The 16610-nt window shown below is 47.2% G+C and carries 14 protein-coding genes; 4 read left to right on the top strand and 10 right to left on the bottom strand.

Annotated features, from left to right (window positions below):
* Window positions 1-40: 40 nt before the first annotated feature.
* The 10 genes from H9Q13_RS04685 to H9Q13_RS04640 form a co-directional block, all read right to left on the bottom strand.
* A complete protein-coding gene (locus tag H9Q13_RS04685) occupies window positions 41-403 on the bottom strand; it encodes a hypothetical protein (RefSeq protein ID WP_191182554.1) in 363 nt (120 codons plus the stop codon).
* Window positions 404-457: 54 nt separating this feature from the next.
* Complete coding sequence (locus H9Q13_RS04680; protein WP_191182553.1) at window positions 458-1723, bottom strand: MFS transporter; 1266 nt, start codon at window positions 1721-1723, stop codon at window positions 458-460.
* A 107-nt stretch (window positions 1724-1830) separates the two neighbouring features.
* Complete coding sequence (locus tag H9Q13_RS04675) at window positions 1831-2244, bottom strand: YeeE/YedE family protein (RefSeq protein ID WP_191182552.1); 414 nt, start codon at window positions 2242-2244, stop codon at window positions 1831-1833.
* Between the two features lie 47 nt (window positions 2245-2291).
* On the bottom strand, window positions 2292-2849 hold the full coding sequence (locus H9Q13_RS04670; protein WP_191182551.1) for a YeeE/YedE family protein: 558 nt from the start codon (window positions 2847-2849) through the stop codon (window positions 2292-2294).
* A gap of 92 nt (window positions 2850-2941) precedes the next feature.
* A complete protein-coding gene (locus tag H9Q13_RS04665; protein WP_191182550.1) occupies window positions 2942-3268 on the bottom strand; it encodes a rhodanese-like domain-containing protein in 327 nt (108 codons plus the stop codon).
* A gap of 155 nt (window positions 3269-3423) precedes the next feature.
* On the bottom strand, window positions 3424-4836 hold the full coding sequence (locus tag H9Q13_RS04660) for an MBL fold metallo-hydrolase (protein WP_191182549.1): 1413 nt from the start codon (window positions 4834-4836) through the stop codon (window positions 3424-3426).
* Window positions 4837-4944: 108 nt separating this feature from the next.
* Window positions 4945-5808 (bottom strand): sulfite exporter TauE/SafE family protein, encoded by an 864-nt coding sequence (locus H9Q13_RS04655; protein WP_191182548.1) that lies wholly within the window; start codon window positions 5806-5808, stop codon window positions 4945-4947.
* 232 nt (window positions 5809-6040) lie between these two features.
* Window positions 6041-6688, bottom strand: coding sequence for a Crp/Fnr family transcriptional regulator (locus H9Q13_RS04650; RefSeq protein WP_191182547.1), 648 nt, complete (start codon window positions 6686-6688; stop codon window positions 6041-6043).
* Between the two features lie 120 nt (window positions 6689-6808).
* A complete protein-coding gene (locus H9Q13_RS04645; RefSeq protein ID WP_191182546.1) occupies window positions 6809-8146 on the bottom strand; it encodes a rhodanese-like domain-containing protein in 1338 nt (445 codons plus the stop codon).
* A 123-nt stretch (window positions 8147-8269) separates the two neighbouring features.
* Window positions 8270-9679: an OprD family outer membrane porin gene (locus H9Q13_RS04640; protein WP_224744057.1), complete on the bottom strand. Its 1410-nt coding sequence runs from the start codon at window positions 9677-9679 to the stop codon at window positions 8270-8272.
* Between the two features lie 281 nt (window positions 9680-9960).
* Here H9Q13_RS04640 and H9Q13_RS04635 point away from each other — a divergent pair, with 281 nt between their 5' ends.
* The 4 genes from H9Q13_RS04635 (at window position 9961) to H9Q13_RS04620 (ending at window position 16244) form a co-directional block, all read left to right on the top strand.
* Window positions 9961-10326, top strand: a complete 366-nt coding sequence (locus H9Q13_RS04635) for a hypothetical protein (RefSeq protein ID WP_224744056.1) — start codon at window positions 9961-9963, stop codon at window positions 10324-10326.
* Window positions 10327-10542: 216 nt separating this feature from the next.
* The gene (locus H9Q13_RS04630; protein WP_191182544.1) at window positions 10543-11631 is read left to right on the top strand and encodes an efflux RND transporter periplasmic adaptor subunit; all 1089 of its coding nucleotides are present in this window, start codon (window positions 10543-10545) and stop codon (window positions 11629-11631) included.
* 25 nt (window positions 11632-11656) lie between these two features.
* Window positions 11657-14821: an efflux RND transporter permease subunit gene (locus H9Q13_RS04625; protein WP_191182543.1), complete on the top strand. Its 3165-nt coding sequence runs from the start codon at window positions 11657-11659 to the stop codon at window positions 14819-14821.
* Entirely contained in the window at window positions 14814-16244 is a 1431-nt protein-coding gene (locus H9Q13_RS04620) for a TolC family protein (RefSeq protein ID WP_191182690.1), read from the top strand. The genes H9Q13_RS04625 and H9Q13_RS04620 overlap by 8 nt, the downstream gene beginning before the upstream one ends.
* Window positions 16245-16610: the final 366 nt, after the last annotated feature.

Below are 16610 nucleotides of genomic sequence, written 5' to 3'. Positions count from 1 at the left end.
CCTGGTATTAATTGGCTGTGCGTGTGCTGTATTCAGTACTTTAAGATAATCTCGGTGGATCGGGGTCAGCTCCCAGGTGAGGGTCCTGGTGCTTGTCTTGAACAGAAGTGATCAACGGCTGACCGGCACCAGATTTGAAAAGTGTTTTAGACTGTATGTCGGCTATAACAGCGTAGAGCTGCTGGCCGCAGTCAATTGTGACATTGGCAGCACTCTTCTGCTCAGAATGTGTCTGGTGTTTCAGACATTTTTTGGCACAGGGACTTTTACGTTTCTGATAATTGTCAGCCACTTTCAGCTCATTCTTTATGGCACAGGCTAACCCGCTCACAGACTTACTCGGTTGAGTCAGCGTGAAAAGGAATAGCAATGTGCTTAAAAAAAGGAGCAGATAGTGCTTCATATACTTATTTTGCCAGCTGGTTTAGTCAACCAGCTCTCACGTAAATTTACCTATTTAAGATCTTGATGCCAAGTTTGTTCCGCATTCCTGACTGTGCCACAGGAGCTTTTTAGTACAGCACATGCGTATTTCCGATAAAACGCCGGCACCAATTGTCAGGATAGCCGTTCCCAACAGTACAAATTCCACGCCAAAGAAGTCACTAAACACCCCAGCTGCCACAGCACCGGCCACATAACCAAAGTCGCGCCAAAATCTGAAAATGCCCAGACTTTGAGGCCTTTGCGTTGGGTGCGTGTTTTCAGCTACAACCGATATAAAATTAGGATATACCAAAGCTGTGCCCGCACCAAGTAGGGCGAGGGCAGAGACAATAATAGGGGAGGAGTCTGCAAAGAACAAAAGCCCGATAGCCATACCCTGAACGATCATACCTAAACTTAGTAATTGCTTCTTACAAAGCACATCGCCTAACTTACCTGTAACCAATTGCCCCAGTCCCCATACCGCAGGGTAAACACCTGCCAGTAAACCTGTTTCTGAAAGCGAATAACCCTTCGATAATAAGAGCACAGGCAATAAACCCCAAAAAATGCCATCGTTCAGGTTATTTACAAAACCGTTCAACGTGACAGAGCCTAAGTTGCCATGACGCCAGGTTGTGTCTTTCCAGATATTTTGAAGTAACGGAATGTTGGTTTTGGCAGCTTCTGCTTTCACATGAGAATGCGTGTCCCGGATAAAGAACACAGTAAGCATCAAGCCAATAATTGAGAATGCAATACCAGGAGTAAACGCATAGGCTACTACGCCAGTTGTAGAGGCAATATAACCAGCCAAAAAAGACATGAGGCCAACGGCCAGATATCCGGCAAACTCATTGATGCCCATAGCCAGGCCTCGGTTCTTCTCACCTACCAGGTCAATTTTCATGACCACCGTAGCAGACCAGGCAAGTCCTTGGTTAAGGCCAAGCAAAAGGTTCGCAAAGATCACCCACCACCAGTTGTTGGCATACAACAACAGCCAAGGTACCGGTAAGGCAAAAAGCCAACCAAGCGTTAAAAGTTGCTTGCGGGTATACTTTGTGGCCAGCCTGCCCATCATGAGGTTGGCAAATGACTTTGCCAGTCCGAAAGCCACAATAAATGTTAGCATGGCTGTGTTACCTTTGATGCTAAAAACAGTTTCAGCAAATTCCGGTATCACAGAACGCTCCAGTCCAACCATGGCGCCCACAAAACCATTGATCAGTACCAACAGCCAGAATTGTGTGGCGTTTTCTCTTAATCCTAGCTGAGTTGTATTGGTGTCAGTCATCACTGTTTGGTTTTACCTTTCGAGTAGCTAAATCTAACCCGTTACTATAAAAACAGAACCGATGGTCAATTTAATGGCCATCGGTTCCAGGTGTGTTTTACTATAGATTAATGAGGCAGTTTGTCTTTGATCGCTCCATAAAGGTAAGTACCTGCTAAGGCTCCTCCGATGGCTACCGCTATGGCCCAATACCCATATCCTAAGTTTACGGCCATTGGTCCCGGACAAGCTCCAGTCAGTGCCCAGCCTAAACCGAAAATCGTACCGCCAATGATGTAACGCGGAACAGACATTTCTTTTGGCGTGAAGATAATCGGGTTACCCTGATAATCTTTCATGTTATACTTCTTGATCAGGTAAGTAGCAATAGCACCAAGTACAACAGCTGTTCCGATGATGCCATACATATGGAAGGCCTGGAAGCGGAACATCTCCTGAATTCGGTACCAGGAAATGGCCTCCGACTTACTCATCACGATGCCAAACAAGATGCCAGCTAATATAAATTTTAATCCTTTCACGTTATAATTGCTATGTGGTGATAGTTAGTTTTAGTTATTCCGACCCATCAAAGAATAAATGGAAGCAGCAGGTGCGTCATGATCAGTCCTCCGATAAAGAAGCCGATTACAGCAATAAGGGAAGGTAACTGTAGGTTTGAAAGTCCACTAATAGCATGACCGGAAGTACAGCCACCAGCATAGCGGGATCCAAAACCAATCATTAAGCCACCGATCAGCATAATCAAAAACCCTTTTGCACTAAACAGAGCCCCCATACTGAATATCTCGTCAGGCTGCAGGCCACCAGGAGCAGACACGCCGATCTGCTGCAGATCCTGAATGGTTGCCTGTGATATTTGCACAGCCTCACCGTTGGTCAGAAACTCAGATGAGATCCATCCACCTAAAATTGCACCCACTACAAAAAGCAGGTTCCAGGTTTGTGAGCGCCAGTCGAAATCGAAGAACTTTACGTTTTTTCCGGCACCACAGGCTGCGCATATCACACGCAGGTTAGATGAAAATCCGAACGATTTTCCGAAGAACAGGAGGATCACCATTACAACTGCAATCAAAATTCCTGATGTGTACCAAGGCCATGGTTGGCTAAGTAATTCTAACATTTTCCTTAATCTAAATTATGTGTTTCTTATTGAGCGAAGGATAAACTGTGCTGATAGCGTTCTGTTTATAATTGGATTATTATTGTCCTTAATTATCTAGGCCAGGCACCTACACCACCTGCCAGGTTATGGCATTTAATGCCATTATCAGAAAGTAGCTGACAAGCAGAACCGCTGCGGTTGCCACTTCGGCAAAACACGAAATATTCTTTGTCTTTATCAAGATTTCCTAACGCTGCCTGAAACTGACCAGATAGGTAATCCAGGTTTTTAGCTCCTGGTATTGAGCCTGAATCAAACTCGCCTGCAGTTCTTACATCCAGTAACGCAGCATTAGTTGCTTTCTCGAATTCTGCTTTAAATGTCTTTCCGTCCAGATCATTATAGTTCTTCGGAGCGGATTTAAAAATATTGAACATGGCTTTCTATTTCTTTAAGTTTCAAACCGATTATAATACAAAGGTACAGGTATAGCACCTTCGGTTCAGTGACTTTGGTCACGTAACACAACTTTATAAAAATTGAGGCCAGCTTTTTATTGGCTGGCCCCGATTAATCTGATCAAAAGACCGGTTTATTTCAAAGTGGATGGGCACACAAAGGCTGTTCTCGGCACATCGGTTTCTGTAATAGCCTTGAAGCCGCCTTCTACATTGATCACGTTGTCAAAACCTCGTGCCTTCAGAATAGAGGCTGCGATCATGGAGCGATAACCGCCCGCGCAGTGGATATACATGTCCTCTTCTTTGGGCAACTCAGCCAGGTGGTCATTCAGGTAGTCAAGAGAGGCGTGCTGTGCCGTCTCCACATGTTCAGCCTGGAACTCACCGTCCTTGCGCACATCTACCACTTTTATGCTGTTGTCTTTCGCGTAATCGGCTGCAAATTCAGCGGCTGAGATCGACTTGATAGTGTCAACTTCTTTGCCAGCTGCTTTCCATGCTTCCAGGCCACCCTGCAGGTACCCAAGCGCATAGTCATAGCCAACACGTGCCAGGCGGGTAACCACTTCTTCTTCGCGTCCCTGGTCTGCAATAAACAGGATTGGCTGCTGAATATCCGGTATAAGGGCACCGATCCAGGGGGCAAAATTGCCATCTATCCCAATATTGATGGAGTTCGGTATAAAACCTGCGGCAAAGGTCTCTGGTTTGCGCGTGTCCAGTACCAAAGCACCTGTTTCGTTCACGGCTGCCTCAAAGGCCTCCGGCGATAGCGCCTGTTGTCCTTGTGTCAGCACGTCTTCTATGCTGGAGTAGCCTTCCTTGTTCATCTTCACGTTAAGCGGGAAGTAGCTTGGAGGCGGTGCTAGACCATCGGTCACCTCTTTGATAAACTCCTCTACTGTCATGTCGGCACGCAGGGCATAGTTTGTTGCCTTCTGGTTGCCAAGTGTGTCGGATGTTTCTTTGCTCATGTTCTTGCCACAAGCCGATCCTGCACCGTGCGCCGGGTAAACGATCACATCGTCAGCCAAAGGCATGATCTTGTTGCGTAGCGAGTTGTAAAGGTTCTCGGCCAGCTGCTCCTGTGTCAGTTCAGACTTAGCTGCCAGGTCAGGACGACCAACATCACCAATAAACAGAGTATCGCCTGAAAAGATCGCGTAATCCTTGCCTTGCTCGTCTTTCAGCAGGTAAGTAGTTGACTCCATGGTATGGCCCGGAGTGTGTAGCACCTTAATTGTCAGGTCGCCCACTTTCAGTTCGTCACCATCTTTTGCTACGTAAGCTTCAAATGTGGTTTGGGCGTTTGGCCCAAAAACGATCTTAGCACCTGTTGCTTTCGCCAGGTCCACGTGGCCCGATACGAAGTCTGCGTGGAAGTGCGTCTCCAGCACATACTTTATTTTAGCATTGTCTTTGTTCGCCTTGTCCAGGTATGGCTTGATTTCACGGAGTGGATCTATGATAGCCACTTCGCCCTTGCTTTCGATGTAGTAAGCGCCCTGTGCCAGACAACCGGTATAGATTTGTTCTACTTTCATGATTTTAGATTATCAGTGTGCATTGTCAGGATCAACTGGTGATCCATGACAGTGCAAATATCAAAATATTATTGGCTCCAATCAGTGACTTAGGTCACCCATTGCAGATTAAGAGAAGAAAATCTCCTTAACGATTATATAAATACCCATCACAAGCACGAACCAGCCAAAAGAAGTCTTTAGTTTATCAGCATGTATTTTTGTTGACAGGAAAGAGCCTATAAAAATACCAGCAATAGAGATGGAGGAGAAAATTGCCAGGAACATCCAATCGATTTCATAATTGTAGATATCACCAATAAAACCGAGTAGCGATTTAGCTGCGATGATTAGTAGCGATGTACCCACTGCCATTTTCATATCGAGCTTACTGAACAGCACCAAGGCCGGAATAATCAGGAAGCCACCGCCGGCACCTACCAAGCCTGTCAGCGTGCCCACGACCAAACCTTCGGCCAAAATGCCACCATAGTTGAACTTTGGTTTCGGGTGTTTTTCGGCTGGATCTGTGTGTTCTACATCTATAGCCGTATCGATGTTCTCGTCTACCGGATCAACTGCTTCAACAGGTGTTTTCTTTTTTCTGATCATGCTGATGGAAGCGAACACCATCAGGCCGGCAAATAGCAGCATCAGCATAACGCCTTTCGTTACCAGTAAGTCTCCTACCGTGAAGAGGTTATCAGGTATAGCCGGTACGATATAGCGTCGGGTGGCATACACTGCTATAATCGAGGGGATACCGAAAACAATGGCTGTTTTCATGCTTACCAGCCCTTTGGTGTAAAACTTATAGCTACCAAATAGACTGGTAAGCCCCACAATAAACAAAGAATAGGCGGTAGAGATAACAGGGCTAAGGCCCAACAGGTATACCAGAACGGGTACCGTCAGGATAGAACCGCCACCACCTATCAGGCCAAGCGAGAGCCCTATAACGAGAGCAGCAATATAACCGAATATTTCTATCATATAGTTTATGTTTTATTTAACACAAAGGTATAGTACGACGCACTGTGCTACAGTGACAATTATCACAGAAGTTAGAAAGTTAGAAAGTTAGAAAGTTAGAAAGTTGGGAAGTTTGGAAGTTAGAAAGTTGAGGGGGTTAAAAGTAGGGATGGGGCTTTGAATTGATAAAACCATCCACTTTAAGAGGTGGTTGATCTGTTCAAAACTTCTAAACTTTCCAACTTCCAAACTTCTAAACTAAATCAAGGTCATGCACTTCGATGTAATTTCGATGCAGTGTAATGGCACCAGTTTGTTCGAGCTTTTTGAGGAGGCGGGAGATCACTTCGCGGGAGCTGTTAAGCTCGTCGGCGATATGTTGATGCGATAACCGGACTTCTTTTCCGCTCACCTGCACATGGCGCTTCAGATAAAAAAGCAGGCGGTCGTCCAGTCCTTTGAAGGCAACGCTGTCCAGGGTCTGCAATAACTCCTCGAAGCGTTGACGGTAAGATGCGATTACAAAGTTGTGCCAGCTTTTGTACTTTGCCAGCCATTGCTCTGATAAATGCGAAGGGATGAGTATGACTTCGGAAGGCACCACGGCTTTGGCCATGATTTGGCTTTGTTCGTCGCGGGCGGTGCACATCATGGAAAGGGCACAGGCATGGCCCGGCTCCAGGTAATACATCAGAAACTCATTGCCCTCCTCGTCTTCACGGTATACCTTCAGCAGGCCATTGAGCAGGAGCACAGAGGAGCGAATGTACTGCCCGGTGCGCATCACCTCATCTCCTTCTTCCACCAATTTGATGGTACTGTTCGCCAGTATCTCGTCGAGTAGGGTCTGCTCAAACTGGGGGAATTTTTTCAGGATATCATCTTTCTGCGGTATTTCCATGGTTTAGTATACGTGTCGTAAGGGTTTGAATAGGTCTTTTAGGTATAGCAAGTATAAAGCAAAAAACCAGTGCAGGCACCATAAGAACCTGCACTGGTAATGAATTAAATTAGAAGTAGCTTATTTAAAGTCGTTGACGGCTTCGCTTAAGTCAAGTACTTTAGTGTCTGGCAAGGCTGCCTCCACAATGCTGCTACCTGCTGCAGAACGATATCCGCCAGCACAATGCACCACCACTGGTTTATCTGTAGGAATCTCCTTGGCACGCTCACGCAGTTCCGGAAGCGGGATGTTAATAGCACTTTCGAAGAATTTACCACCCTTTACCTCTGAAGCATTGCGGATGTCTACGATGGTGTACTGTTCCTGATTTTCCTTGAATTCGGCTACGTCTATCACAGGAGACTTTTCTTCAGCAGCCTCTGTCTGCACAAACGCACCTTCAATCAGTAGCTCATAGCCAATTTTAGAGGCTTTTCTGATCAATTCATCCAGTTCTTCTTCCGATTCAGCAATTAGATAATAGCGTTCGTTAGGCCCTACAATACTTCCGAGCCACGTTTCGAATTTGCCACCGTTCTGGATATTGATCGCGCCTTCCAGGTGTCCTTTTTTGAAGACCTTCTCGCTTCGGGCATCCACAATCACGGCACCACTACCCGGCTTATAGTTCTTTTCCAGTTTTTTCACACCCTCCAAACTTGGCTGATAGGAGGGAGCGCCTTGTTTGTTCAGTCCCACATCGTAGCCGAAGTATTTAGGTATAAATGGTTGGTCTTCCGTCAGTACTTTCACGAACTGATCCTCGCTCATTTCCTGCAGGGCGTAATTGCTTTTCTTTTCAGCGCCGATGGTACTGCTGCTCGCTTCGCTCAAGCCTTTGCCGCAAAGTGTACCGGCTCCGTGCGCAGGGTATACCAGCACATCATCATCCAGCTTCATCAATTTCTCACGGGTGCTGTGGTACATCTGGCGGGCCAGCTCTTCGCGTTTGGCCGTTACATTGCCGGCACTTTCGCGCAGGTCAGGGCGACCAACGTCACCAATAAACAGGGTATCTCCGGTAAATACGGCTTTGTCTTTGCCTTCATGCTCCAACACAATGCTGATGCCGTCAGGCGAGTGACCTGGGGTATGAATAGATTTCAGTTTCACATCACCAATCTGTAGCACAGCCCCTTCGTCGAAAGACTCATGCGGATACTCAGCCCCCACCATGCTATGCGCATAAATAGTGGCCCCGGTTTTTTTATGGATCTCGAGATGTGAGCTCACAAAGTCAGCGTGCGGGTGTGTTTCGATGACCCCCACAATTTTGGCCTTATTCTTCTCTGCGAAATCATAATAAGGTTGTAGGTCGCGAGCAGGATCTACCAGTACCATTTCGCCAGTGTTTTCACTTAAAATGGCATAAGCATAATGTGCCAATCCTTTGTCTTCAAACTGTTCTATCTTCATGGGTTATGGTTTTTAATTTTTCGGAATTACTGATTTTACTACAAAGTTAAGGTATACGTAAGCCCCGTACAGTGATGTAAGTCACATAGCGTTCATTGCGGTTAATTTGTTCTTCATTATACCTTAAAAAGTAATCTGTGTCACAAAATTCAGGTGATGAAAATTGGTATTGTAGTACCTATCCTTCAGCGGAATGCCCGTACCTGGAGACTCCCTGCCGATGTAGAGCAAGCGAAAGCTGAGTCCATCCAGAACAGGCTTTGCAGGACTGTATTTCAAGTCAGCGACCCAGCCCCAGTATGAAACGGCTCCATACTTGTTATACCTGTAATCGGTTGGCTCTGGCAACCAGGACCTGGCCAAAGCAAGTTCAGACGAAAAATTGCCAGACCAGTGCTTGTGGGCTTTGGCTACCAGCAGGTCAGCTTTGCCCACGCCTTCCATTCGGCCTCTCGATAAAGTAGCGAAAAACTGCTCACGTCCCCATTCCCTCGGGAACAGGAAACGCCCGTCTCCGTCAATGTGCAGATAGTTAAGCGAGAGGTTCAGATTGTTTAGCTCATAGGCCAGCATACCGCCAGCCAGCCATTGCCGCTGTTCTGGAAAATATACGTGTTGGGTTTTGGGGTTTCCGCCATCACCCACCTGGAACTGGTACAGACCCTCCACACCTAACTTAACCTGAGGGGCTACTGCCACTACCGCCTTGCCATAGCTGTTATTGGAGACATTTTCAATCCAGTAGTTCCATGCCTCAGCCTTGAGGCGCTTATTTGGATGCAGCTCCAAGCCAGCCACAGCCACACCTTTGGTACTCGTATGGTGTGGGTAATCGGATGGGTTGCCAAATTCATCCACACCTGGTGAGAAAATGCCGATCGTCTCATCAGCCTTAAACCATTCCACAGTACTTCTTGGGGAGAAATGGTCGAACCATGCGAACGTGATCTGGCCTTTTTCCTGGAAAGGTATCTGCACCTTTATACCTTGAAATGAATAAGGCTTCATACGCGTGTCTTGGGGGTTCATCAGCGGAGAGGTAAAACTAAAACGTCCTACCTTCGCCCGAAGATGTTTAGCGTTATAGGCCAGGTATATCTCATCCAGACGATCCAGATCAGCCTTATTGTGCGGGTCTTCGATATCAAAAAGCTCAAGTTCAAATTTAGGGTGCTTTTCGGCGATAAAGTCCCGTTCCCAAATATCCGATGAAAACAGGTTGTAAGTGAACAAGCCCGCGAACCCAAAGCGGAACCCATACAAGGAAGCCGTCTTATACCCGATTTCCGCCCCAATGGCATTGGCATAATTGTCTGATAGGGTACGGTGATTGAAAGTGGCCATAAAATGGTTCCGGATATGACCATTCACTTCCCCTTTGGTGAAAAGCTCTTTTACACTGTTAATTTGAATTGTATCGGCTTCTTGTTCGGTCCCATGCCCTTGATCAGTGGTATGATGGTCCTGACCGGCAGCACTGTTCCACCCTAACGTACACAGCAAAGCGATTGGCAGCACAAGTTTCATTTGCATAATGTCGGAATTTTAAAATCTGTTAGCAGGATAGATATCCTAAAGAGTATTCTTGATTATGCAAAGGTGGAGGAATCGAAAGGCGTATTCAGTGACAATGGTTACATAAGCCTGAATCTGTAGGTCAGATCAGCAGAATGCTATAAGCATGATAATTATAGGCAGGTAATGGGAGGAATGGGGTTTAAACTTTTTGCAATAATTTTATTGTCGCGAGAGACAATGGATGTCAACAATTCCGTTACATTTGCACTTGACTTCTTAATTTCGATACCGCTGCTGTGAAACGATTCCTGTTGCTTTTGCTAATCTGCCTTACCTGCTTTAACCTGGCGGGCGGGTATGCTATTGCGGCAACTATCATGTCCGAATCACCAGTATCGACAGACGTGCTGCCAGAGCATTCGCGCCAGCATATACTTAAAAAAGCCTCTTTTGAACTACAGGCCTTCCAGGTAAACAAAGAAACGGAGGAAGAGGAAGACACCGTTCAGTCAATTTTGTTTACTGCCGCCAACAAAGGTCTGTTTTATGACTTTGTGCCTGAATTTGAGATCGTTAATAAGCATTTTCTGGTGCATTATGGTGCTGCCATCAAAGGCAGGTTCCCGGCCATATACCTGCTCAAAGACTCCTTCTTACTATAATACCACGCCTTACTGGTTGGCTGCACTCCCACTTATGCAGCAACCACTCTATACCCTATACTTGGGTCTATAGAGCAGCACCATCCAATTATTTTATTTTTAACTAGTACCCTTTGCATTTGCCTTGGGGCTGGTTCTGTGTTTTTCCTAAAACACCGTGATCGCTATTTCGCAAAAAATCTTATCCACCAATTAATTAGTTACATCATGAAAATCATGAAGACACTCCTCATGTTTATGGGGTTGTGTGCCCTATTGTGGCATTCAAGCTGTACTTCCTCAAAAGGAGAAGAAAATGAGGAAGCCAATATTAAGTTCCTGGTGACCAGCCCTGTGAAGATGGACACGACCATTTCAGTAGATTACGTCAGCCAGATACACGCCATTCGCCACATCGAGCTAAGAACCCAGGAAAGAGGTTATCTGCAAAAGATTTTTGTGGACGAGGGGCAGTTTGTGAAAGCCGGCCAGCTGTTGTTTCAAATTATGCCCAAGCTGTATGAGGCTGAGCGCCAAAGGGCGCAGGCAGAAGCCAATTTCGCACAAATTGAGTATCTCAATACAAAAAAACTAGCCGACGGCAATATCGTGTCCCCCAATGAGTTGGCAATGGCCAAGGCCAAGTGGGATAAAGCCAAGGCTGAAGTGACACTGGCACAGGTTCACCTGCAGTTTACCGAGATCAGAGCCCCTTTTGATGGCATCATAGACCGCTTCCATGTAAGGCAGGGAAGCCTGGTAGAAGAGGGAGAATTGCTGTCACATCTTTCGGATAACAGTAAAATGTGGGTTTACTACAATGTTCCGGAAGCGGAATACCTGGATTATCAAAGCAAGGCCAAAACCCAGGACGCAGTAAAAGTTAGCCTGCTAATGGCGAACAACAAGCTGTTTGGCTACCCGGGGGTAGTCGAGACCATTCAGGCAGATTTCAATAACGAGACGGGCAACATCGCTTTCAGGGCGACCTTCCCTAACCCGGATGGATTGCTGCGACATGGGTCCACGGGTAACATCCGGATGGAAATTCCCCTTCAGAACGCACTGCTTATACCTCAGAAGGCCACTTTTGAGGTTCTGGACAAAAAGTTTGTCTATGTGGTGGATAAAGACAATGTGCTGCGCTCGAGAGAAATAACAGTAGCTGCTGAAATCCCTCACATTTATGTGGTGCAAAAGGGGCTGGCTGAAAACGACAAGATTCTGCTGGAGGGGCTGCGGCTGGTTCGCGAAAACGAAAAAATACAATACCAATTCTTAGCGCCTAACTCTGTTATAGCGCATCTAGACTTGTATGCAGAATAATTAGGCGTCCTTAAAAGCACAACACATGTTCAGTAAATTCATACATAGACCTGTATTTGCAATCGTCCTGTCGGTCATGATTGTTTTTGTGGGTACGCTCGCCATCAAGAAACTCCCCATCTCCCAGTTCCCGGATATTGCACCTACTACGGTTAACATTTTCATCGCTTATCCGGGGGCCAGCGCAGATGTGTTGGTGAACTCTACTCTCATTACCCTTGAGCAGGCCATTAATGGAGTGGAAGGGATGCGGTACATAGCATCTGATGCTACCAGTGCCGGAGAGGCCACCCTTCGAATCATTTTCGAACCGGGTACCGACCCCAACGATGCTGTTGTTCGGGTAAAAACCAGGGTAGACCAGGTGATGCCCCTTCTGCCGGAACTGGTACAGCGGGAGGGAGTGGTGATCACGCCGGTCCAGCCCAGTATGTTGATGTACGTCAACCTCTACTCCAAGCATGAAAGCATGGACGAGAAGTTTCTTTTCAATTATGCCACCGTGAAGATGATTCCGGAAATCCAGCGGATCAATGGGGTGGCACGGGCACAGATATTAGGCAGCCGAAGGTATGCCATGCGGATCTGGCTGAACCCTGACCGCATGCGGGCTTACAGCATCTCGGTAGAGGAAGTTATGAAGGCACTAGACGAGCAGAGCATTATCGGCCGCCCCGGCAGGCTGGGTCAAAGCTCCGGTATAGCGGCCCAGTCGCTGGAGTATGTGCTTACTTACAAAGGCAGGTATAACAAACCGGAAGAGTACGAGGGTGTAATTGTACGGGCCAATGCCGAAGGGGAGAGTATTCACCTCAAAGACATTGCCACGGTTGAGTTAGGAAGCGAATTCTTTGACATTTATTCCAACCTGGATGGTCATCCATCGGCAGCGATCGTGCTGAAGCAGAACTATGGCAGCAACGCCAGCGATGTGATAGCTGAAGTGAAAGCCCAGCTTGAGGAGATGAAACCTTATTTCCCGCCTGGAATGGACTACAAGATCAGCTATGACGTGTCCCAGTTCCTGGATGCCTCTATTGAGCAGGTGATCCATACCTTGCGCGATGCCTTTATATTGGTAGCCATCGTGGTGTTCATCTTCCTGGGCGATTGGCGCTCTACGCTTATTCCAATCCTGGCTGTGCCGGTGTCCTTGATCGGGGCATTTTTCGTGATTCAGTTCTTTGGGCTTTCCATCAACTTAGTCACGCTTTTTGCCCTTGTGCTGGCTATTGGGATTGTGGTGGACGATGCCATTGTAGTGGTGGAGGCTGTCCATGCCAAATTGGAGGAAGAGCCCCATCTGTCGCCTTACCATGCTGTCAAAAAGGTGCTTGGGGAAATCAGCGGTGCTATTATCGCCATCACAGCCGTTATGGTGTCAGTATTCCTCCCCATTTCGTTCATGTCTGGCCCTGTGGGTACGTTTTACCGGCAGTTCTCCATCACAATGGCCAGTTCAATTGTCATTTCGGCCTTGGTGGCCCTTACGCTGACACCGGTACTCTGCGCCATGCTCTTGAAAAACCAACATGGGGCTGAAAAAAAGAAAAATCTGCTCACAAGGGCACTAGATCGCTTTAACCGTGGATTTGAGAAATTGACCGGCCAATACGTTGGATTGCTGAAGTCGATCGTCAGCAGAAAGTGGTTAACATTCGGAATCCTGTTGGCCTTTGGTGCCGGTATATTTTATGAGAATCAAATCCTTCCTTCCGGATTTATACCGAACGAAGACCAGGGGACTATCTACGCCATCATCCAGACACCGCCCGGATCTACGCTGGAGAAAACCAATCAGGTATCGCAGCATCTCCAGAAGATCTGTGAGGAGATAGACGGGGTAGAGTCGGTGTCCTCTTTGGCAGGATACGAGATCATGACTGAAGGGCGGGGCTCCAATGCGGGTACCTGCCTAATCAACCTGAAGCCATGGTCAGAGCGCCACCATACCGTAAAGGAGATCATGGAAGAGCTGGAGGAGAAATCGAAAGGCCTAGGAGCCGTAGTAGAGTTCTTCGAGCCCCCAGCCATACCCGGCTTTGGTTCTTCGGGTGGTTTTTCGATGCGTTTGCTGGACAAGAACTCTGAAACGGACTACCATGCGTTTGACAAGGCAAACCAGGAATTCATAGATAATCTGAGCAAACGAAAAGAGCTCACTGGCCTGTTTACGTTTTTCGCAGCCAATTATCCGCAGTACGAGTTGGAGATTGACAACAAATTGGCCATGCAAAAAGGAGTATCCATCGGAAGCGCTATGGAAAACCTCAACATTCTGATTGGCAGTACCTACGAGCAGGGCTTCATTAAATTTAATCAGTTTTTCAAAGTCTATGTACAGGCTGACCCACAGTTCAGACGCCTCCCATCTGATTTGCTGAAGCTTTACGCAAGAAATGACCATGGCGAGATGGTGCCTTATTCTGCCTTTATGAAGCTGAAGAAGACACAAGGGCCAAACGAAGTGATGCGCTTTAACCTCTACAATTCAGCCGCTATCCAGGGGCTTCCGGCTAAGGGGTACACTACGGCTGATGCCATTCAGGCGGTGCAGGAAGTTGCCAGTCAGACTTTGCCGAAGGGGTATACTATTGCCTGGGAAGGCCTCTCGTATGACGAGGCCGGCAGAGGAAACGAGGCACTTTATGTCTTTCTGATCGTGGTGGTGTTTGTATATTTTGTGTTGGCGGCACAGTACGAGAGTTTTATTATTCCGCTGGCGGTGGTGCTTTCGCTTCCGGTCGGGGTGTTTGGCTCGTTCATGGTGCTTCAGCTGATGGGGCTGGAAAACAACATCTACGCGCAGATCGGGCTTATCATGCTCATCGGACTGCTCGGCAAGAATGCAGTGCTTATTGTGGAGTTCGCCGTGCAGAAGCGGCAGGAAGGAGCCTCTATATTTGATGCCGCCATAGAGGGTGCGCGGGTACGTTTCCGCCCGATTTTGATGACCTCTTTTGCCTTCATTGCCGGCCTGGTCCCTTTGATTGCTGCAACCGGTGCAGGAGCTATCGGCAACCGGACTATCGGTGCTTCTGCGTTGGGCGGCATGCTGTTCGGTACTGTGTTCGGGGTTATCATCGTTCCCGGGCTCTACTACATATTCGCCCACCTGGCCGATGGCCGTCACCTGATTCAAAATGAAGAGGAAGTTCCTTTAACCGAAGACTATGTTCATCATGCTTAGAAGTATAATATACAAAGGTATAGGTATAGCCTGCCTGTCGTTAACCCTGACGGGCTGCGTCACACCGTCGTTGGTTGAAAAAACTGAGAATAAAGCGGTGCCAGCGAGTTACAATAACTCACTCGATGCCACCAATTCCGGAACGATCAAGTGGAAGGCCTATTTTGCAGATCCACAACTAGCCGCCCTGATTGATACTGCGCTGCAGCATAACCAGGAGCTGCATATTACTTTGCAGGAAATCGATATTTCCAGAAACGAGGTAAGAGCCAGAAAAGGGGAGTACCTGCCATCTGTTGCCCTGCGGGCAGGTACCGGAGTTGACAAGGTAGCCAGGTATACCAACATAGGCGCAATGGAGGCGACCACTGAGATCAGACCGGAGAAAGCAATGCCGGAGCCGCTTTCGGATTTCTTGGTTGGGGCCTTTGCCACCTGGGAGGTGGATGTGTGGCATAAGCTGCGCCATGCGAAACAGGCTGCGGTTTACAGATACCTGGCTTCTGTGGAAGGCCGAAATTTTATGGTCACCAATCTAATCGCAGAAATAGCCGACGCCTACTATGAGTTGCTGGCACTCGACAGCCAACTGGCTATCCTAAAGCAGAACATAGAGCTGCAGCACAATGCATTAAAGATTGTAAAAATACAGAAGGAGGCTACCCGGGTGACCGAGCTGGCTGTTCGCCGGTTTGAAGCGCAATTACTCCACACGCAGGGCCTTCAATTCGACATTCAGCAGAAGATCACGGAGACCGAGAACAGGATCAACTTCCTGGTGGGGCAGTACCCGCAGCCAATTCAGCGGAGCACAGAACCCTTTGAGGCGATGGTGCCAGAAACTATACAGGCAGGCATACCAGCGCAACTTTTGGCTAACCGCCCGGATATAAAGCAGGCTGAACTGGCGTTGGCCGCCGCCAAACTTGATACAAAGGTAGCTAAAGCCATGTTCTACCCCTCTTTGGGTATTTCCGCAGGTATAGGGTACCAGGCTTTCAATCCAAGCTTTTTACTCAAGCCTGAGTCCATGCTGTACACGCTGGCCGGTGATCTGGCGGCCCCCTTAATTAATAAAAATGCGATAAAAGCCAACTACAACAGTGCCAACGCAAAACAGATACAAGCTATTTACCACTACGAACGTACTGTTTTAAGTGCTTACATAGAAGTTTTGAATCAGTTGGCGAGAATAGATAATCTGGATAAAAGCTATGACTTGAAATCCAGGGAGGTAGAGGCGCTCACCCACTCCATTGCTATATCGAAAGACCTATTTGCGTCGGCTCGGGCCGATTACATGGAAGTCCTTTTAACTCAACGTGAGGCCCTGGAAACTAAGTTTGAGCTTATCGAAACTAAAAAAAATCAAATGAGTGCGCTGGTGAAAGTATACCGGGCGTTAGGCGGCGGATGGAATTAAGAACATGCCGGTTTAAGCGACCATATATAAAGTGCCCTTTTTTAAATGGAGCCCTGTATGAAAACTTTGTCATACAGGGCTCTTCATAACCTACAATTGAATTTTACGCTTCGTGCGTGTTAACTGTAAATCGAAAAGCGGTTTGTAAACCCTGGATTTGAAAAGGATATGATCAGTTACAACAGCAAACGTTTCAATTGCGTTATAACACTCAAAACACCAGGCAGTTGTGGCGGAAAGGATAATGCCTTTATTTTTAACTTCCTGTCTTGAAGCTAGCCTTTTGGGGAATTTTACAATTTAAACTCTGTATTAATGAATATGAACTGTGTTTTATGCTGTAGCTACTCTTTTCGCCACAGTGAG

This window comes from Pontibacter aquaedesilientis (genome assembly GCF_014773225.1).
In the GTDB taxonomy this organism is placed as follows: domain Bacteria; phylum Bacteroidota; class Bacteroidia; order Cytophagales; family Hymenobacteraceae; genus Pontibacter; species Pontibacter aquaedesilientis.
This window is presented reverse-complemented; position numbering and strand designations above follow the sequence as displayed.